General features: G+C 67.5%; 18 protein-coding genes. 4 read left to right on the top strand and 14 right to left on the bottom strand.

Features of this window, described 5'->3' with window-relative positions; all coding sequences use genetic code 11:
* Positions 1-59 precede the first annotated feature (59 nt).
* From sucB to H8B22_RS00840, 6 genes are all read right to left on the bottom strand, one after another.
* On the bottom strand, positions 60-1262 hold the full coding sequence (sucB, locus tag H8B22_RS00865) for a dihydrolipoyllysine-residue succinyltransferase (RefSeq protein WP_187712289.1): 1203 nt from the start codon (positions 1260-1262) through the stop codon (positions 60-62).
* Between the two features lie 106 nt (positions 1263-1368).
* Positions 1369-4200: a 2-oxoglutarate dehydrogenase E1 component gene (locus H8B22_RS00860; RefSeq protein WP_187713456.1), complete on the bottom strand. Its 2832-nt coding sequence runs from the start codon at positions 4198-4200 to the stop codon at positions 1369-1371.
* A 356-nt stretch (positions 4201-4556) separates the two neighbouring features.
* The gene (locus H8B22_RS00855; RefSeq protein ID WP_187712288.1) at positions 4557-5474 is read right to left on the bottom strand and encodes a GNAT family N-acetyltransferase; all 918 of its coding nucleotides are present in this window, start codon (positions 5472-5474) and stop codon (positions 4557-4559) included.
* Complete coding sequence (locus H8B22_RS00850; RefSeq protein WP_187712287.1) at positions 5471-6748, bottom strand: cupin domain-containing protein; 1278 nt, start codon at positions 6746-6748, stop codon at positions 5471-5473. Before H8B22_RS00850 ends, H8B22_RS00855 begins: the two co-directional genes overlap by 4 nt.
* Positions 6749-6846: 98 nt before the next feature.
* The gene (locus H8B22_RS00845; RefSeq protein WP_225876305.1) at positions 6847-7254 is read right to left on the bottom strand and encodes a VOC family protein; all 408 of its coding nucleotides are present in this window, start codon (positions 7252-7254) and stop codon (positions 6847-6849) included.
* A 40-nt stretch (positions 7255-7294) separates the two neighbouring features.
* Positions 7295-7666 carry a winged helix-turn-helix transcriptional regulator gene (locus tag H8B22_RS00840; RefSeq protein ID WP_187712285.1) on the bottom strand — a complete coding sequence of 124 codons (372 nt, stop codon included), beginning with the start codon at positions 7664-7666 and terminating at the stop codon, positions 7295-7297.
* Positions 7667-7881: 215 nt separating this feature from the next.
* Between H8B22_RS00840 and H8B22_RS00835 the strand changes: the two genes are divergently transcribed.
* A complete protein-coding gene (locus H8B22_RS00835) occupies positions 7882-8991 on the top strand; it encodes an NAD(P)H-dependent flavin oxidoreductase (RefSeq protein WP_187712284.1) in 1110 nt (369 codons plus the stop codon).
* Complete coding sequence (gene gstA, locus H8B22_RS00830; protein ID WP_187712283.1) at positions 8988-9608, top strand: glutathione transferase GstA; 621 nt, start codon at positions 8988-8990, stop codon at positions 9606-9608. The genes H8B22_RS00835 and gstA overlap by 4 nt, the downstream gene beginning before the upstream one ends.
* Before the next feature lie 170 nt (positions 9609-9778).
* Here the strand turns inward: gstA and purB are convergent, their stop codons facing one another.
* Positions 9779-11149: an adenylosuccinate lyase gene (gene purB / locus H8B22_RS00825; RefSeq protein ID WP_187712282.1), complete on the bottom strand. Its 1371-nt coding sequence runs from the start codon at positions 11147-11149 to the stop codon at positions 9779-9781.
* Between the two features lie 129 nt (positions 11150-11278).
* On the opposite strand from purB, the gene H8B22_RS00820 reads away from it, so the two are divergent.
* Positions 11279-12682 (top strand): class II fumarate hydratase, encoded by a 1404-nt coding sequence (locus tag H8B22_RS00820; protein ID WP_187712281.1) that lies wholly within the window; start codon positions 11279-11281, stop codon positions 12680-12682.
* A gap of 63 nt (positions 12683-12745) precedes the next feature.
* On the opposite strand, the gene bamE is transcribed toward H8B22_RS00820, so the two are convergent.
* From bamE to H8B22_RS00785, 7 genes are all read right to left on the bottom strand, one after another.
* A complete protein-coding gene (gene bamE, locus H8B22_RS00815; RefSeq protein WP_225876231.1) occupies positions 12746-13105 on the bottom strand; it encodes an outer membrane protein assembly factor BamE domain-containing protein in 360 nt (119 codons plus the stop codon).
* A gap of 224 nt (positions 13106-13329) precedes the next feature.
* Positions 13330-14139, bottom strand: coding sequence for a YggN family protein (locus tag H8B22_RS00810; RefSeq protein ID WP_187712280.1), 810 nt, complete (start codon positions 14137-14139; stop codon positions 13330-13332).
* A 25-nt stretch (positions 14140-14164) separates the two neighbouring features.
* Entirely contained in the window at positions 14165-14806 is a 642-nt protein-coding gene (locus H8B22_RS00805; protein WP_187712279.1) for a YggN family protein, read from the bottom strand.
* A 27-nt stretch (positions 14807-14833) separates the two neighbouring features.
* Positions 14834-15829: an ABC transporter permease gene (locus H8B22_RS00800; protein WP_225876230.1), complete on the bottom strand. Its 996-nt coding sequence runs from the start codon at positions 15827-15829 to the stop codon at positions 14834-14836.
* The gene (locus H8B22_RS00795) at positions 15826-16707 is read right to left on the bottom strand and encodes an ABC transporter ATP-binding protein (protein WP_187712278.1); all 882 of its coding nucleotides are present in this window, start codon (positions 16705-16707) and stop codon (positions 15826-15828) included. The genes H8B22_RS00800 and H8B22_RS00795 overlap by 4 nt, the downstream gene beginning before the upstream one ends.
* Positions 16704-17075, bottom strand: a complete 372-nt coding sequence (locus tag H8B22_RS00790; protein ID WP_187712277.1) for a GntR family transcriptional regulator — start codon at positions 17073-17075, stop codon at positions 16704-16706. The genes H8B22_RS00795 and H8B22_RS00790 overlap by 4 nt, the downstream gene beginning before the upstream one ends.
* Before the next feature lies 1 nt (position 17076).
* A complete protein-coding gene (locus H8B22_RS00785) occupies positions 17077-17412 on the bottom strand; it encodes a hypothetical protein (protein WP_187712276.1) in 336 nt (111 codons plus the stop codon).
* Positions 17413-17887: 475 nt separating this feature from the next.
* Between H8B22_RS00785 and H8B22_RS00780 the strand changes: the two genes are divergently transcribed.
* A complete protein-coding gene (locus H8B22_RS00780; RefSeq protein ID WP_187712275.1) occupies positions 17888-18841 on the top strand; it encodes an FKBP-type peptidyl-prolyl cis-trans isomerase N-terminal domain-containing protein in 954 nt (317 codons plus the stop codon).
* Positions 18842-18913 lie beyond the last annotated feature (72 nt).

The following is an 18913-nucleotide window of genomic DNA, read 5'->3' as shown; positions in this document are numbered from 1 at the left end:
TCTGAACCTGCAGGCCAAACGCAGAACGGGAACCGCTGCCGGTTCCCGTTCCATCGGCATTACATGCCCAGCAGCATGCGGTGCGGGTTCTCGAGCTGGTTCTTGATGTCGACCAGGAACAGCACCGCGTCCTTGCCGTCGATGATGCGGTGGTCGTAGGACAGCGCGATGTACATCATCGGCGCGGCGATGACCTGGCCGTTCTCGACGATCGCGCGTTCCTTGATGGCGTGCATGCCCAGGATCGCGCTTTGCGGCGGGTTGACGATCGGCGTCGACATCAGCGAACCGAAGGTGCCGCCGTTGGTGATGGTGAAGGTGCCGCCCTGCAGGTCTTCCAGGCCGAGCTTGCCGTCGCGCGCCTTCTTGGCGTACTCGGCGATGCCCTTTTCGATGTCGGCGAACGACTGGCGCTCGACGTTGCGCAGCACCGGCGTGACCAGGCCCTTGTCGGTCGATACCGCGACCGAGATGTCGGCGTAGCCGTGGTAGATGATGTCGCTGCCGTCGACCGAGGCGTTGATCACCGGGTACTTCTGCAGCGCGTTGGCGGCGGCCTTGGCGAAGAAGCTCATGAAGCCGAGCTTGATGCCGTTGGTCTTCTCGAACTGTTCGCCCAGTTCCTTGCGCATCGCCATGACCTTGCCCAGGTTCACTTCGTTGAACGAGGTGAGCATGGCGATCGAGTTCTTCGACTGCATCAGGCGCTCGGCGATGCGCGCGCGCATGCGGGTCATCGGCACGCGCTCTTCCGGGCGCGCGCCGCCACCGACGCCGGCGGTCTTGCCGCTGGCGTAGTTGACGATGTCTTCCTTGGTGACCATGCCGCGACGGCCGGTGCCTTCGACCTGCGCGGCATCGACGCCGGCGGTGGCGGCGGCGAAGCGCGCGCCCGGCGGCAGGTCACCCGACGCGGCGGCCGGTGCGGCAGCGGCCTTGGCCGGAGCCGCGGCGGCGGGCGCGGCGGCCGGAGCCGGTGCCGCCGCGGGAGCGGCTGCGGCCGGTGCGGGCGCAGCCGCGACAGCGCCGGCTTCGACCACGCCGATCACTTGCTGGCTGTTGACCGTCGCGCCTTCGGCGAACTTGATTTCCTTGAGCACGCCGTCGACCGGCGAGGGTACTTCCAGCACGACCTTGTCGGTTTCCAGGTCGACCAGGTTCTCGTCGCGCTTGACCGCGTCGCCGACCTTCTTGTGCCAGGTGGCGATGGTGGCGTCGGAGACGGATTCCGGCAGGACCGGGACTTTGATTTCGGTGCTCATTGGGACGTCCTTAAAAAGAGTGCGTTTCGAACGAAGCGGGGTTCTGTTGATCGGTGCAGCGGAACAGCAGGTCCCTCGCTACGCTCGGGATGACGGCAAAAACGGGTTATTCGGGGCTGGCGTCGCCGTGCACCGGATTGACCAGCGCATCGGCGACGAGCTTCGTCTGCTCGATGACGTGGTCGCTCAGGTGGCCGACGGCCGGCGAGGGCGAACGCGCGCGACCGGCGTAGCTCAGCGACTGCTTCGGCGTCAGGCACGCGGTCAGGTGGTGGCGGATCTGGTACCACGCGCCCTGGTTCTGCGGTTCTTCCTGGCACCAGACCACGTCGGTTGCACCCGCAAAGCGCTTGAGCTCGGCGGCCAGTTCGGCGCGCGGGAACGGATACAGCTGTTCGACGCGGACGATGGCGACGTCGGCAAGGTTCTGCTTCGTCGCTTCTTCCAGCAGGTCGTAGTAGACCTTGCCGCCGCAGACGACGACGCGCTTGACCTTCTTCGCGTCGCTGACGTTGCTGGCGGGGATCAGCGTCTGGAAGCCGCCCTTCGACAGTTCGTCCAGCGACGACACGGCGAGCTTGTGGCGCAGCAGCGACTTCGGCGTCATCACCACCAGCGGCTTGCGCGTGGTCATGCGCATCTGGCGGCGGATCATGTGGTACGCCTGGGCCGGCGTGGTCGGCGTGCACACGATCATGTTGTCGAGCGCGCACAGCTGCAGGAAGCGCTCCAGGCGCGCGGAGCTGTGCTCCGGACCCTGGCCTTCGTAGCCGTGCGGCAGGAACAGCGCCAGGCCGCACAGGCGGCCCCACTTGGCCTCGCCCGACGACAGGAACTGGTCGATCACCACCTGCGCGCCGTTGGCGAAGTCGCCGAACTGCGCTTCCCAGATGTCCAGAGTCATGGGATCGGCGGTGGAGTAGCCGTATTCGAACGCCATCACCGCTTCTTCGCTGAGCAGCGAGTCGATGATGGTGACGTCGACCGGGTTCTGCACCAGGCGGCGCAGCGGCAGCACGTACTCGTCCGTAGTCTGCTCGTGCAGGATCGCGTGGCGGTGGAAGAAGGTGCCGCGGCCGCAGTCCTGGCCGACCAGGCGCAGCTTGTAGCCTTCGGTCAGCAGCGTCGCGTAGGCGAGGTTCTCGGCGAAGCCCCAGTCGCCCGGCTGCGCGCCTTCGGACATCTTGCGGCGGTCTTCGTAGATCTTGGCGACGCGCGGGTGCAGCTTCAGCGTGTCGGGGACCTCGTTGATGGTCTCGGCGAGCTTCTTCAGCTTCTTGCCGTCGTACGTGGTGTCGACCTTGTCGCTGAGCTTGCCCTTCAGGTACGGCGACCAGTCGATGGTGAACTCGTCCGGCTTGACCGCGACCAGTTCGGTGGTGACCACGCCGTCGTCGAGCTTCTGGCGATAGCCGTCGACCAGCGCCTGTGCCTGCGCGTCCTGGATCACGCCCTCGGACACCAGCTGCGCGGCGTACATCTCGCGCGGCGTCTTGTGCTTGCGGATCACCTGGTACATCAGCGGCTGGGTCGCCGCCGGTTCGTCGGCTTCGTTGTGGCCGTGGCGGCGGTAGCAGACGAGGTCGATGACCACGTCCTTGCCGAAGCGGTTGCGGAAGTCGAGCGCCAGTTCGGCGCAGAACACCACGGCTTCGGGATCGTCGCCGTTCACGTGCAGGATCGGCACGTTGATCATCTTCGCCACGTCGGTGCAGTACAGCGTCGAACGCGCGTCCTGGCGCTCGCTGGTGGTGAAGCCGACCTGGTTGTTGATGACGATGTGGATGGTGCCGCCGACGCGGAAACCGCGCGCCTGCGACATCTGGAACAGTTCCATCACCACGCCCTGGCCCGCGAACGCGGCGTCGCCATGGATCAGGATCGGCAGCACCTGCTGCGCGCCCTTGTCGCCGCGGCGGGTCTGGCGCGAACGCACGGAACCGGCGACCACCGGGTCGACGATTTCCAGGTGCGACGGGTTGAAGGCGAGGGCGAGGTGCACCGGGCCGCCGGGCGTGACGACGTCGGCGCTGAAGCCCATGTGGTACTTCACGTCGCCCTGGTGGGCGAGGTCGTTGTGGACGTGCTCGAACTTGCCTTCGAACTCGTCGAACAGCTGGCGCGGCGGCTTGCCGAGCGTGTTGACCAGGACGTTGAGGCGGCCGCGGTGGGCCATGCCGATGATCACGTCCTTGGCGCCCTGTTCGCCGGCGCGGCGGATGGTGGTGTCCATCAGCGGGATCAGCGCGTCGCCGCCTTCCAGCGAGAAGCGCTTCTGGCCGACGTACTTGGTGCCCAGGTAGCGCTCCAGGCCATCGGCGGCGGTGAGCCGCTCGAGGATGCGCTTCTTGTCGTCCGCGCTGCGGCTGTACTTGCCGCCGGCGGTTTCCATGCGCTCCTGCATCCAGCGACGCTGTTCGACGTCGGTGATGTGCATGTACTCGGCACCGATCGGGCCGGTGTAGGTGGCCTTGAGCAGGGCGACCAGGTCGCCGAGCTTCATGCGGTCCTTGCCGCCGACGCCGCCGGTGCTGAATTCCGCCGACAGGTCGCTTTCGGACAGGTGGTGGAAGCCGATGGCGAGGTCAGGCGCCTCGGTCTTCACCAGCATGCCCAGCGGATCGATGTTGGCCGCCAGGTGGCCGCGCGAACGGTACGCGGTGATCAGCTTGGCGACGCCACGCTCGCGTTCGTCGCCACCACCCGCAACGGCCAGCTTGCCCGTCGCGGCGAGCTTGCCGGCGATGGCGATCTGGTCGATGACGGCGGAGTGGGGGACGTCACCGGCTTCGCGGCCTTTCAGCCCGTCGAAGTAAGTCTTCCACTTGGCCCCGACGCTGTCGGGGTCGACCAGGTACTGCTCGTACAGGTCTTCGATATAGGCGGCGTTGGCGCCGAGCTGCGAGGACTGGGCAAACTGCTTGAGAAGACTGTCCACGATGATGTCGGGAAGATCCAAGTTGTAGGGCAAGCGGTTGATCCGGCGGGCATTTCGGGGGAACGCCGGCGCGTCTGGCTGCGGGGGACGCGAAAGGGCCAAAATTATAGCCGGAGCCCTTGCCGCGCTGCATCAAGCAGTTATGGGAGATCGCGCCCGCGACCATGCATTGGAAGTGGGGTCGGCCTGCGTTGCCGGAAGCTTCTGGCCGGCAACGCAGCGTTTTCGTGCCGACGTCGCGGCTGAAAGCAGCGTCTTCCCCGGGCGCTGGTCCGGATGGCCGGCATCGCAAGACGACCAAGGCGGCACAGGGCCTGCTACCAAAGTCGGGGGCGCCGGCGCCCGCCGGGCGTGCCTCAGATGCCCAGGGCGCGGTACTCGCTGCAGGGGCGGGCGCGCTCCCAGACCGACTCGAACACGCCCTGCAGCTGCCGGGCGCGCGCGGGCTGGTCGATCCGGGTTTCACCTTCGGGGCGGTGGCCGAGGGTGCGGAAGTACCAGCCGCCCTGGTCGTTGGCCACGAACGCGGCGGCATAGGCGCGGTCCACCGGTTCCTCGATCACCCGGAACACGAATGCGCTGGGCAGGCGTTGCGACAGCCCGATCAGCGGGGCCCGGCCCGACTGCGGGGCGATCGCGTCCTGCAGCAGGATGTGGGCCACGCCACGGTGGGTGCCGAAGCGGCGCAGCGCCGCCATCACCTCGGCGTTGTCGAACATCCCGGGGTCGAGGTCGCGGCTGTAGATCCACAGTTCGCGCCGTGCGGTACCGATCACGCCGAGCAGGGCGGCGATCGCGGCGTCGTGGGTTTCGACCGGGTTGGCTGCATCGAGCAGCCGGCGCATCGTCTGGTGCTCGATGCCCGCTTCGACGAAGCGTTCGCCCTGCGGCAGGAAGCCGTGCCGGGCGTAGAAGCCGATCGCCGACACCTGCGCGTGTAATGCGACGTCGTGCCAGCCCAGCTCGCGCGCCTTGTCGAGCAGCGCCAGCAGCAGCGCATCGCCGACGCCGCGGCTGCGCCACTCGGCCAGCACGGCCATGCGTCCGATCCGGCGTTCCGGGGTCAGGCGGCCGGTGCCGATCGGTCGCCCTTCGGCGTCCTCGGCGATGACGTGGTGGCTCTGCGGATCGAGTTCGTCCCGTTCCAGTTCCGCCGGCACGCCCTGTTCCTGCACGAAGACGACCTCGCGCACCGCGTGCAGCCCAGGCTGTGCGGCGGCGTAGTCGACGGTCCTGACAGTGAAGGCCGGCCCCGGAACGGTGACGACGCTCATTCTTCTTCCTCGCCCTCGTGGACCAGGCTGTAATGCCCGGTCCGCAGCAACTCGTGGACGCGGTCGCGCCCGGCCTCGGAGAGCGCCGTGTAGCCCGCGCTATCGATCCCCTTGGCATTGGCAACGTATTTGGCGTCGCGAACCGGCAAGTCATGGCCCTCGCCGTTGACGTACAGGCGCGCGCCGCGCGCGGCCTTGCGCCAGGCCATGCGCGAGTAGGGATGGCGCACCAGCGTCGCGCCGTGCTGCAGGTCCCATTCGACCTGGATGCGCGACTGCGCGTCTTCGGCGGCGCCCTCCGGCGCAGCCATCACTTCGCCGGCGTTGCGGTACAGGGTGATGAAACGGCCGAACCAGTCGCCCAGGCGTTCTGGGTCGTTCATGCGCAGGGCGTTCAGGGCTTCGATCGCGCGACGCATGGCGTCGTCGTCGATCTGCGCCGGATCCTTCGCCGGGGCCAGGTCCGGATCGCGATAGCGCAGGCCTTCGTCCGCGTCGGCGGCAAGGGTGTCGACGAAGTCGCCGAGCAGTTCCGCCGCGCTCGGCGCGCGCATGCCGACCGAGAAGGTCAGGCACGCGTCTTCGGCCACGCCGTGGTGCGGCACGCCCGGCGGCAGGTACAGCATGTCCCCCGGGCGCAGCAGCCATTCGTGGGTGGGGTGGAATTCGCGCAGCAGCTTGAGTTCGACGTCGTTGCGGAATTCCAGCGACGGCTGGTCCGAAGCATCGATCTGCCAGCGGCGGTGCCCCAGCGCCTGCAGCAGGAACACGTCGTACTGGTCGACATGCGCGCCGACGGAGCCGCCGGGCGCGGCGAACGAGACCATGATGTCGTCGAGGCGCCAGCGCGGCAGGAAATCGAAGGCGTCGAGCAGCGCCGCCACGTCCGAATCCCACTTGTCCACGTCCTGCACCAGCAGGGTCCAGTCGTGGTGCGGCATGTCGGGGAAGAGCGCTTCCTCGAACGGACCGTGGCGCAGCATCCACGCGTCCTTTTCGCGGTCGTGGGCAACGATGCGCGAGAGCGTGCCTTCCTCGCAGGCCAGGCCGGCGAGGTCTTCGGGCTGGATCGGCGATTCGAAGCCGGGGAAGGCGTTGCGGATCAGCAGCGGCCGCTTCTGCCAGTAGTCGCGCAGGAACCGTTCCGCCGGCATGCCCAGCGGCGGCTGCGTGCTGGCATCGACTTCGATCGGTATCGCGGCCCCTGACTTGGCCGGCTTCGTGGTGGGGCCGGGCTTGCCCGGTTTGTGCTGTCTGCTCTTCTGCGTGGCCATTGCCGGGTCGCTGTAGTCGTTGTGGGGTTGCGGCTGCGGCGGTTGTCGCAGCTGCGGATGTTTTCGTTACTGCTGGGCAGTCCGGGCCGGGCTGGCCATCAGCCGTTGCCTGTCGTGATCTCGTCGTAGCCGCGGCCGCGGAATTCGATCAGGCACCAGCCATGCCCGTAGGGATCGGCGAGCTGCACCAGCCGTCCCCACTTGGCGTCGCGCGTCGCGCCTTCCTGCACCGCGCCCGCGGCGACCGCGCGCGCCAGCGCGGCATCGATGTCCTCGACCGCCAGGTCGCAGTGCAGCGGCGACCAATGCCGCGCGTAGCTGCGCGGCGAGTCGCCGGCGCCGAGGCTGCCTTCGGGCTTGGCGAGCAGGTAGAGCGGTGCTTCCAGGCCCAGCAGCTCCACCGCTTCGACGCCGAAGCGGCGACCGGCATGGAGGCCGAAGGCGGCCGTGTAGAACGCTTCGGCGGTCGCGATCTCGGGCACGTCGATGTTGAGCAGCAGATTCACGGCTTTCACGGCGCCACCCCTGCGTTGCGGGGCGCGCATTCTACTTCGCCGCGGGTTTGCGCCGTGTCGCCAGTTCGTTCTTGAGCTTCATGCCGACCTCGACGATCGCCTTGATCGCCGGGATCAGTTCGCGGCCCAGGTCGGTCAACGCGTACTCGGCCGACGGCGGCGAGGTGTCGAGCAGGCGGCGGGTGAGCAGGCCCTTGGCTTCCAGTTCGCGCAGCCGCGCGCTGAGCACGCGGGCGGAAATGCGCGGGATGTCGTGGCGCAGCTCGCCGAAGCGGCGCGGTTCGCCGCTGAGGTACCAGATGACGTTCGGCGCCCAGGCGCCGTGCAGCAGGCGCATGCATTCGGTCAGCGGGCAGACCGGCGCCGGTTCGACGACTTTGCTCTTGCGCAGCGGCAGGCCCATGGCGGTGCGTCCTGTCAGTCGGTGGTCATTCGCGGAGCTTGTCCGCGGAAGTCGTTGGCGAAGGTCGTTCGCAAAGGTCGTTCGCAAAGGTCGTTCGCGAAAATCACGCGGTAACCGGACGGTTACCACAATCGTTGGTTACGACCGGTTAGATGGTATCAACCCGTAACTTGATGGGCCTAGGATACGGCCTTCACCGCATGCAGGGACGGCAGATGACGCGAAATGCGACGAACGAGGCCACCCGGATCCTGGGCATCGAGCATCCGATCATCCAGGGACCGTTCGGCGGCGGGCTGTCGACGGCCGCGCTGGCGGCGACGGTGGCCAACCACGGCGGGCTGGGATCGTTCGGCGCGCACATGCTGGCGCCGGAGCGGATCGGCACCGTCGCCGCCGACATCCGCGCGCTCACCGACCGGCCGTTCGCGCTGAACCTGTGGGTCTCCGACCACGATGCCGGCGGCGACCACATCGACCCCGACACCTTCGAGCGCGGCTGGCGATTGTTCGAACCCTATTTCCGCGAACTCGGCGTCGAGAAGCCGCGTCCGGGCCCGGCGGAGCGCGGCCATCCGCGCTTTGAAGAGCAGGTCGACGCCCTGCTGGAAGCGCGCCCGCCGGCTTTCAGTTTCGTCTTCGGCATTCCGTCGCCGGCCGTGCTGGCCGAGTGCCGGCGCCGCGGCATCGCCACGATCGGCGCCGCCACCTCGATCGCCGAAGCGCAGGCGCTGGAAGCCGCGGGCGTCGACCTGGTCGTCGCCAGCGGTTCGGAGGCGGGCGGGCATCGGCCCTCGTTCCTGGCCCGCGCCGAGGAATCGCTGATGGGCACCTTCGCCCTGGTGCAGCTGGTCAGTGCGCGGGCGAAGACGCCGGTGATCGCCGCCGGTGGCATCGCCGATGCGCGCGGCGTGCGCGCCGCATTCGCGCTGGGCGCGCAGGCGGTGCAGATCGGCACCGCGTTCCTGGCCTGCAGCGAATCGGGCACCAACGACGCGCACCGCGACCTGCTTTTCAGCGAACGCGCCCAGCACACCACGCTGACGCGCGCGTTCACCGGCCGCCTCGCGCGCGGCCTGCGCAACCGCTGGACGGAGGAGATGGCATCGCACACCGGCGAGCTGCCGCCGTTCCCGACCTGCGGCTGGTTCGTCTCGAAACTGCGGCCCGCCGCGCTCGCCGCTGGCCGTACCGACCTGATCTCGCTGTGGAGCGGGCAGATCGCGCCGAACCTGCGCCACCGCAGCGCGGCGGCGTTGATGCAGTCGTTGCTGCAAGACCTTGGACGTCCCGAACACCCCCACGAAGAGGAAACCCCCGCATGAAGCTCTACTACTCCCCCGGTGCCTGCTCGCTGTCCCCGCACATCGTCGCGCGCGAGCTCGGCATCGACCTGCAGCTCGAGAAGGTCGACACCAAGGCCAAGCAGACCGAAACCGGCCGCGATTTCCTGCAGATCAATCCGAAGGGCTACGTGCCCACGCTGCAGCTGGACAATGGCGACGTGCTGACCGAAGGCACGGCGATCGTGCAGTACCTGGCCGACCGCAAGCCGGAAGCGAAGCTGGCGCCCGCCAACGGCACCTTCGAGCGCTCGCGCCTGCAGGAAACCCTGGGCTACATCAGCACCGAGCTGCACAAGACCTATTCGCCGCTGTTCAACCCGACGCTGCCCGCGGAAGTCAGGCAGGAGCGCAAGGACTACCTGCGCAAGCGCTACGGCCTGCTCGAGCAGACCCTGGCGAAGCAGCCGTACCTGCTGGGCGACGACTTCACTGTGGCCGACGCCTACCTGTTCACGGTCACCAACTGGGCCGGGTTCGTCGACCTGGACCTGTCCGAGTTCAAGGCGCTGAATGAATTCCAGCAGCGCGTGGCGTCGCGCCCGGCGACCCAGGCGGCTCTGGAAGCGGAAGGCCTGATCACGAAGCAGGCTGCTTAAGTCGGGTCGCATGCAACGAAAAAGGGCCGCAGCGATGCGGCCCTTTTCATTTGTCGTCCCGAGCGCCAGCGAGGGACCTGTCGCTGTAGCCCGTGGGTAAAGCAGATCCCTCGCGGCGCTCGGGATGACGGCTCGTAGTCGGGATGACGACGAGTATCAGATGACAGCGGTCAGATGTCCTTCGCCAGGCGATCGGCCACGCCGATGTAGCTGCCCGGCGTCATCGCCAGCAGGCGCTGCTTCGCATCCTCGGGCAGGTCGAGCGAGCCGATGAATTCGCGCATCGAGGTTTCGGTGATGCCGTGGCCGCGGGTCAGCGCCTTCAGTTGCTCGTACGGATTGGGCAGGCCGTGGCGGCGCATCACCGTCTGCACGGCTTCGGCCAGCACTTCCCAGGCGGCGTCGAGGTCGGCGGCGAGGCGCTCCGGATTGACGCTGAGCTTGTTCAAGCCACGCTGCAGCGATTCGAAGCCGATCAGCATGTGGCCGAAAGCGGTGCCCAGCGCGCGCAGCACGGTGGAGTCGGTGAGGTCGCGCTGCCAGCGGCTGATCGGCAGCTTGGCGGCGAAGTGTTCGAACAACGCGCTGGCGATGCCGAAGTTGCCTTCGGCGTTCTCGAAGTCGATCGGGTTGACCTTGTGCGGCATGGTCGAGCTGCCGACTTCGCCGGCCTTCACCGCCTGCTTGAAGTAACCCTGCGAGATGTAGCCCCAGATGTCGCGGCACAGGTCGATCGCGATGGTGTCGATGCGCTTGGCCACGTCGCACAGCTCGGCGACGCCGTCGTGCGGCTCGATCTGGGTGGTGTAGGGCTGCCAGGTCAGGTCCAGCGATTCGACGAAATGGCGCGAGAAGCCGGCCCAGTCGATGTCCGGATAAGCCGCGACGTGGGCGTTGTAGTTGCCCACCGCGCCGTTGATCTTGCCCGGCATCGGCAGGCCGGCGAGCACCTCGCCCTGGCGCTGCAGGCGGGCGACCACGTTCGCCAGTTCCTTGCCGACGGTGGTCGGCGACGCGGTCTGGCCGTGCGTGCGCGACAGCATCGGCACGTTGGCATGCTCGTGCGCCATCGCGCGCAGCTTCTCGATCAGCTCGTCCAGCTTGGGCAGCAGCACGTCCTGGCGTGCCTCGTTGAGCATCAAGGCGTAGCTGAGGTTGTTGATGTCCTCGCTGGTGCAGGCGAAGTGGACGAACTCCAGCGCCGGGCCGAGCTCGGCGTCGCCCTTGAGCTTCTCCTTGATCAGGTACTCGACCGCCTTGACGTCGTGGTTGGTGGTGCGCTCGATCTCCTTGACCCGCGCCGCGTCGGCGACGCTGAGGTTGTCGGCCAGCGCGCGCAGGCGGGCGACGGCTTCGGTCGAGAAGGGCTTGAGTTCGACGATGCCCGGGTCGTTCGCCAGCGCCAGCAGCCACTCCACCTCGACCTTGACGCGGGCCTTGATCAGGCCGAACTCGGAAAAGATCGGGCGCAGGGCGTCGACCTTGCCGGCGTAGCGGCCATCGAGCGGGGAGAGGGCGAGGAGCTGGGTTTCGACGGACATGGCGGGGCGGGGCAGCGAAGGCAAACCGCAATTCTACAGGCTCGGACCGGGCAGACCCCTGGCCCGGGTGAGCCGCTGCGGGAGCCGGGCCGGCGTAAGCTGCGGGTAGCCCGGAACAAGGAGATCGAAATGGCGAAGAAAACCGCAGGTTTCCGCCTCGAACACGACAGCATGGGCGAACTGCGCGTCCCCGCCGATGCGCTGTGGGGTGCGCAGACGCAACGGGCGGTGCAGAACTTCCCGGTGTCCGGCGTGCCGATGCCACGCGAGTTCATCCGCGCGCTGGGCCTGGTCAAGGCCGCCGCGGCCGAGGTCAACGGCGGCTTCGGCCTGCTGGGCAAGGGCGTATCCGCCGCCATCCGCGCCGCGGCGCTGGACGTCGCCGCGGGCGCGCACGATGCCCAGTTCCCGATCGACGTGTTCCAGACCGGCTCGGGCACGTCGAGCAACATGAATGCCAACGAGGTGATCGCGACGCTGGCCACGCGTTCCGGACGCGCGAAAGTGCACCCGAACGACCACGTCAACCTCGGCCAGAGCTCCAACGACGTCATCCCGACCGCGATCCGCGTGGCCGCGCAATTGGCCACCGTGGAACGCCTGCTGCCGGCGCTGCGGCACCTGCGCAAGACCATCGAGCGCCGGGCCCGCCCGCTGCGCAAGGTGACCAAGACCGGGCGCACGCACCTGATGGATGCGATGCCGCTGACCTTCGCACAGGAATTCGGTGCCTGGGCCGCGCAGCTGGAGTCCGCGCAGGGCCGCATCGAGGATGCGCTGAAGCGGCTGCGCCGCCTGCCGATCGGCGGCACCGCCATCGGCACCGGGATCAATGCCGATCCGCGCTTCGGCAAGGCGATGGCGAAGGCGCTGTCGTCGCTGTCCGGCACGAAGTTCGAATCCGCCGCCGACAAGTTCGAGGGCCTGGCCGCGCAGGACGACGCGGTCGAACTGTCCGGCCAGCTCAGCACGTTGGCCGTGGCGCTGATGAAGATCGCCAACGACCTGCGCTGGATGAATTCCGGGCCGCTGGCGGGGCTGGGCGAGATCGAATTGCCGGCGCTGCAGCCGGGCAGCTCGATCATGCCCGGCAAGGTCAATCCGGTGATTCCCGAAGCGGCGGCGATGGTGTGCGCGCAGGTGATGGGGCACCACACCGCGATCACGATCGCCGGTCAGAGCGGCAACTTCCAGCTCAACGTGATGCTGCCGCTGATCGCCCACGACCTGCTGGATTCGATCCGGCTGCTGTCCAGCGCCATGCAGCTGCTGGCCGATTCGGCCATCGCCGGCCTGCGCGTGCGCGAGGACCGCGTGGGCGAGGCGCTGGCGCGCAATCCGATCCTGGTGACGGCGCTCAATCCGCTGATCGGCTACGAGAAGGCCGCGGCGATCGCCAAGCGCGCCTACCGCGAGGGCCGGCCGGTACTGGACGTCGCCGTCGAAATGAGCGGGTTGCCGGAGAAACAACTGCGCGTGCTGCTGGATCCGGTCGCGCTGACGCAGGGCGGAATCCGCGGCTCCGGCGAATAGGTCCGGCCGACAAGACGAAGGGCACCGCAAGGTGCCCTTCGTTCGATGCGGGGTTTCCCGCGCTTACTTCGCGGCCTTGTCCTTGCCGCTCTTGCCGTCCTTGTCGTCATTGCCATTGCCGGTGCGGTACTTCTCGACCAGCACGCCGGACTTGTTGAATTCGAACACCGTGGCTTCCTCGATGGCGCGGCCATACGAGAGCTTGCTGAAGTCGTAGTACCAGACCTGGTTGTCGCCGAGCTGTTCGCGCCGTTGCGGATGGCCGAGGGCTTCGGTCACGTCGGCCTTCCTGGTCTTGCCGACGGCGAAGCTGTCGAACTGTTCCTGGCTGACCTGCGTGCCGTCCTTGATCGAGAACAGGCCGGCGCTGGCCGGGGAGGAGAGCGCCAGCGAGAGCGCGAGCACTGCGATGAATTGCTTCATGAACTTTCCTTGTCGTGATGGTGGCCCCGGAACGGCCAGAGGCGCGCACCTTCCTGGGCGCACCGGGTGCGGGACGACCCCGCGACTTCGAGTCTAGACGAGCCGGGCGGGGCGGTACAGCCGCGTGCTCTCACAACCGGCCCCGCAACAAGTGACGAGGTTGGACCCGCCGACACCGGCATGCGGCGGGCCCAACCCGTCGTGCAACACGGGGTCTTGCCGGTTCAATGCGCCGGCTTGGCGTCGGGTTCCTGCGCGCCGTCGTTGCGGACGACCTGGCGCACTTCCTCGCGTACCGATTCGCGCACGGCGTTGCGGACTTCCTCGCGGACTTCCGAACGCAGCCCGGCGGCGTGCTTGCCGTCGCCTTCGCTGTTCTTCATGCAGTCGTCGATGTCGTCCTTGGTCATCGTCGCGTAGGGCTTGAACTCGGGCAGCGACGCGGCGAGTTTCTGCTGCGCTTCCATCATCGGCGGCAGGCGCTCGCACAGCTTGGCCGCGGCGGCCTTGATGCCGGCGGCTTCGGCTTCGATGCTCTGCGTGATCTCTTCCTCGGACTTGCCGGAGAACAGGCCCTTGGCGGCTTCGCCCAGTGCCTTGGCGGCGAGGTCGGCGCCCTGGACGCCGATCTCCATGCCGCCTTCGGCGACGGCGATGACGTGCTGGCGGTACTGCAGCAGCATCGCGCGCTGCTCCGGCGTGGTCGCCACGGTCTTGCCTTCGATCAGCAGGTCGCCCTTGGGGGAGATTTCCGCCTTCGGGAGCGTGCCGTCATCCTTGCCGAAGATGGCGGTGTCGCCGTCCTTGCCGGTGTTGATCAGGACCTTGCCGTTGAGGCTGAGGTTCTCGGTGGCGAGCTTCTTGCGCGCTTCTGCCATGTTCTCTTCCACGATCCGACCCAGCGTGCTGCTGGGCGCGGTGGTGGCGGAGGGCGTCGACGGCGTCGACGCGGACGAAGCGCTGCGGTCGTTGCCGCCGCAGGCGGCCAGCGATGCAAGCAGCGCGGTGCAGGCGAAGGTGCGGATTGTGTTCATGCCATCTTTCCTGGGTAGTGGTGGCTCAGCGCGCCGCCATGTCTTTGCGGATGTCGCGTTCGCAATTCTCGACGTCGTCGCGGTCGAGGGTGGCGTAGGGCCGGAACTCGGGCACGCTCGCGGCCAGCGCCTGTTGCGAGTCCCGCAATTGCGGCAGGCGACGGCAGATCTGCAGCACCATCGGCTGGATTTCCCGCTGCACCGTCGCCTCCACCTTGCGTTCGAGGCTGCCGCTGAGGCCGCCCACGATCAGGCGGAACAGCGACACGTCGGTGGCTTCGATGGCGAGCATCGCCGCCTTTTCGCCGGCAACGAGGCCGGTCCTGGCGATGTCGATCACCTGCGCGCGGTAATCCAGCAGTTGCCGGCGCTGCCCCGCGTCGATGGCGACCGCCTTGCCGTCGATCAGCAGGTCGCCGCGTGGGGTGATTTCGCCTTTCGGCAGGTGCCGCCGCTTGGCGTCACCCTGGTCTTCCTTGCCGAAATGCAGGCCGTCACCGAGGGTCAGGTTCTCGCTGCCCAGTTTTGCGCGTTCCTGCGCCATTTCCGTGCGGATTTCCTGCCGGGCGTCGTCGAGGTCCTTCTCGACTTCGGACTTCACCGTGCCGGCCTGGGCGACCAGTGGCGACAGGGCAATGAGCAGGACTGCGATGTGTTTGCGGTTCATGGTCATCTCGCTCTGTAGGGCCGGGTATCAGTTGTCGTCGCGCCAGCGGCGCAGGCGGATCGCGCCGTAGATCATCGCCACGCCCAGCACCGCGCCGATCCAGACGTCGGCATGGCCCAGCACCTGCCAGCTCATGCCCAGGTTCAGTACGTGCGACAGGTCATCCGGGCCGTTCATTTCGGGGATGTGGTCGCTGATCGTCGGGATCCAGCTGCCCGGGGCGACGCTCAGCAGGCCGCGATAGACCACCGTGTACCAGAGCTTGTCGTGCGGGATTTCCACGCCCGGGAAGATGTCCATGAAGCTCAGCATCGCGCAGGCCAGGATCGGCACCATCACCGCCCACAGGAAGGGCACGCGGCGCGACCAGGCCGAGCACAGCATCAGCCAACCCACCGCGGGCAGCGACCACAGCATCTGCACCGGCAATGCGAGCAGGATCTGGCCGATGATGCGGAACGGATGCGAGTTGACGATGATTCCGCCCGCGCCCGGCACGCCGTTGACCGTCGTGGTCAGCGCGGTGATCAGCCACAACGCCAGGCCGATCAGCACGCCGATGCCCAGGGCGAGCAACGGAGCCAGGACCAGCGCCCAGGCGGCCTTCGACAGCACCACCTGCGTGTCGGAAACCGGCATCGACTTCCAGAACAGGATGCTGCGGTCGCGGCGATCGTCGTAGAGCGAGCCGAGCGAGTAGAAGAACACCACGAAGGCCAGCACCATCATGGCCAGGCCGATGCCGCCGAGCAGGGCGCCGTCGCCGATGGCGCCGATGACCTTGGCGACTTCCTGGGCGTCCTCGTGGTTGTCGAGGTGCACGCCGTGCCTGCGGCCCATCACGGTCCCGGCGATGGCGGCCAGCAGCGCGAACACCGTGGCGATGCCGCCGGTGATGACCGGGGCCCACAGCAGGCCGCCCCGGTGTTCCCAGAACTCGCGGCGGAGCAGCAGCTTCAGTTTGTGGGTGGCGTGGGGCGCCGCCACGGCTGCGTGGAGGCGGTTGTCTGCGATGGCATTCATGCGTAGGTCCCCTTCATGGTGGCGACGAACAGGTCGGCCAGGCCCGGCGTGCGGGTTTCGCCCAGGGAGGCCAGGCGGCCCGGTTCGATGCCGTCGAACAGCATCACGACCTTGCCGAACGGCAGGGCGCGTTCGTCGATCGGCTTGAGGCTGCGGGCTTCGTCGGTCTTGTCGCCGTTGACCAGCAGTTCGACGTAGCGTTCGCCGAGCGTTTCCATCGACGCGTCGATGACGATCTTGCCGTCGCGGATGAACATCACGTCGGTGAGGATGTGTTCGATCTCCTCGACCTGGTGGGTGGTGACGATGATCGTCTTCTCCTCGTCGAAGTAGTCCTCCAGCAGGCGCTGGTAGAACTGCTTGCGGTAGAGGATGTCCAGGCCGAGCGTGGGCTCGTCCAGCACCAGCAGCTTGGCGTCGATCGCCATCACCAGGGCCAGGTGCAGCTGCACGATCATGCCCTTGGACAGTTCGCGCACGCGCAGCTCGGGCTTGAGCTGGGTGTGGGCGAGGAAGCGTTCGCACTTGGCGCGGTCGAAGCGCGGGTGCACGCCGGCGACGAATTCGATGGCTTCCTTCACCTTGATCCAGCGCGGCAGCACGGCCACGTCGGCGATGAAGCAGACATCACGCATCAGGTCGTCGCGCTGGGTGCGCGGATCGCGGCCGAGGACGGAGAGCTCGCCCTCGAACGGGATCAGGCCGAGCAGGGCCTTGAGCGCGGTGGTCTTGCCGGCGCCGTTGGGGCCGATCAGGCCGATGATGCGCCCGGTCGGGATCTCGAAGGTGGTGCCGTCGAGCGCCAGCTTGTTCTTGTACTGCTTGCGCAGGCCGCGGGCGCTGACCACGGGGCGGCTGTCGGAGGCGACGGCGTTCATTGCACACCGTCCTTGCCGTCGGCGGCGAGCAGTTCATCGATCTTCAGGCCCAGGCGCTTGATGCGCTCGACGACCTGGGGCCATTCTTCGCGCAGGAAACGCTCACGTTCATTGAACAGCAACTTCCTTGCAGCTTCTTCTGTGACGTACATGCCCAGGCCCCTGCGTTTCTCGACGAGTGCCTCGTCCGCCAGTTCCTGATAGGCGCGCGAGACGGTGATTGGATTGAGCTGATACTCGGCGGCGACCTGCCTTACGGAGGGCAGGGCATCGCCGGGCTTGAGCAGGCCATCGAGCATCATTGCGATGACCCGCTCCTTCAGCTGGCGGTAGATGGGAGCGCTGTCGCTCCATTGGATTGCGGTCATATCAGCCCCGCGGCAGGAAGGAGAAGTACGGCATGACAACGGTCTGCCGGCGATTGCGCGTGCCCTTGCGGGGCGCGTGCGGCTTGGTCGGGGCATCCATGCGCCGGTCCGCTTCCAGCGCCAGCGCCGAAGCGGCGGCGAATTCGGCGGAGAGGGCAACGGCCTGGGCCAGCGAGCCTTCGGCGCGCTGACCGGCCGCAGCCGGGAGGAGCAGGTCTTGCGACACCATCTGCTGCACGGGGGAAGTGCCGGCGGGGACGGCGACCATCAGGGCGATGGCCAGCGCTGCGCCGGAGGCCGTGAAGGCGGAGAGCGAGTTGCGGAGCTTGCGGTTCATGGCGAACGTCCTGCTCGTTGGTAGACCGGTGTTGTATGCAACTATAACACCTAAACACGTCCAGTCAACAAGCGGCGAACCCAACTTAAGTCATGTGTCGCCGCAGCCCGGGCAGGGTCGCGCTGGAACGCAGAAATAGAAGAAAAATCATTGGGTTATGGCGATTTCATGCCGGGGATGGCCGATTCCGGCGTGATCCGGGGGCCGAAATCCGCCCCGGTCACCCCTTGGGTCCGATGCTCCCCGCGCGAATCCCGCCAGCTCGGCAGGGCGATTCGCCACTACACGCCGGCAATGCGGCCGCGCCGGGCCGCTGGGCTGGCTTCCCACCGCGCGCCGCATTCCATCGCGATCGCATGCAGCGCGATCCATTTGCAAACGTCGCGCACGGAACCTGCATTGCTCATGCCGCTACGGCCCGCGACAATAGGCGCTTCGTGCCGCCGTTCGCGGCGCGTTCCTTACAGGAGTCTTCATGAAGCCCTTCATGCGCGGCGTCGCTGCGTTGTTGACCACCGCGGCCGTGCTCTTCGGCAGCACTGCTTCCGCCGCCGCTGCCCAGGACAAGACCGTGCTGACGACCGATCGCGACAAGGCCAGCTACATGATCGGCACCGACATCGGTCATTCGATCGCGCCCGTGGGGCCGGACCTGGACATGACGGCGTTCGAGAAGGCCATCCGCAATGCCTTCGCCGGTGGCAAGCCGCTGCTGACGCCGGAAGACGCGAAGACCACGACCCAGGCGCTGATGGCGCGGATCGGCGCACGCAACAATCCGCCTGCGCCTGGCGCGAAGACGCCTGAAGTGGCGCGCGACAAGGTCGGCCTCCTCGTCGGTACCGACGTCGGCCGTTCGCTGGCGAAGATCCAGGAAGAGATCGACATGCCGGTGTTCCTGCAGGCGGTGCGCACGACGCTCGCCGGCGGCACGGCCTTGCTGAGCGACGCCGAGCTGGACGCCGTCCGCCAGGTGTTCTCGAAGAACGTGCAGGTGAAGCTGGAGGCCAAGGCCGCCGCTGCCGCGCAGGCGAACAAGGCCGCGGGCGCGGCATTCCTCGCCAAGAACAAGACGGTGAAGGGCGTGTTCACCACGCCGTCGGGCATCCAGTACATGGTGCTGCGCCAGGGCGCGGGCCCGCGTCCGCGCGTCGACGACCGCGTCAGCGTCAACTACCACGGCACCTTGCTGGACGGCAGCGTGTTCGACAGCTCCTACGAGCGCGGCGGCCAGCCCGTCCAGTTCCGCCTGGGCGAGGTGATCGCCGGCTGGACCGAGGGCCTGCAGCTGATGCCGGTGGGTGCGAAGTACCGCTTCTGGATCCCCGGCGAGCTGGCCTACGGCGACAAGGGAACTCCGGACGGTCGCATCGGTCCCAATTCGACGCTGGTTTTCGATGTCGAACTGCTGGCGATTCCGCAACAGTAAACATCTCCGAATACCGTGTTCGCGCACGTGAACTGACGTTCAGTCGCACGCGTGCACCGTGGCCGGCGCGAT

Origin of the sequence: Lysobacter terrestris, from assembly GCF_014489475.1 — a bacterium.
Taxonomy (GTDB): Bacteria; Pseudomonadota; Gammaproteobacteria; order Xanthomonadales; family Xanthomonadaceae; genus Agrilutibacter; species Agrilutibacter terrestris.
The sequence above is the reverse complement of the archived record's forward strand: the minus strand, read 5'-3'. Positions and strand labels throughout refer to the sequence as shown.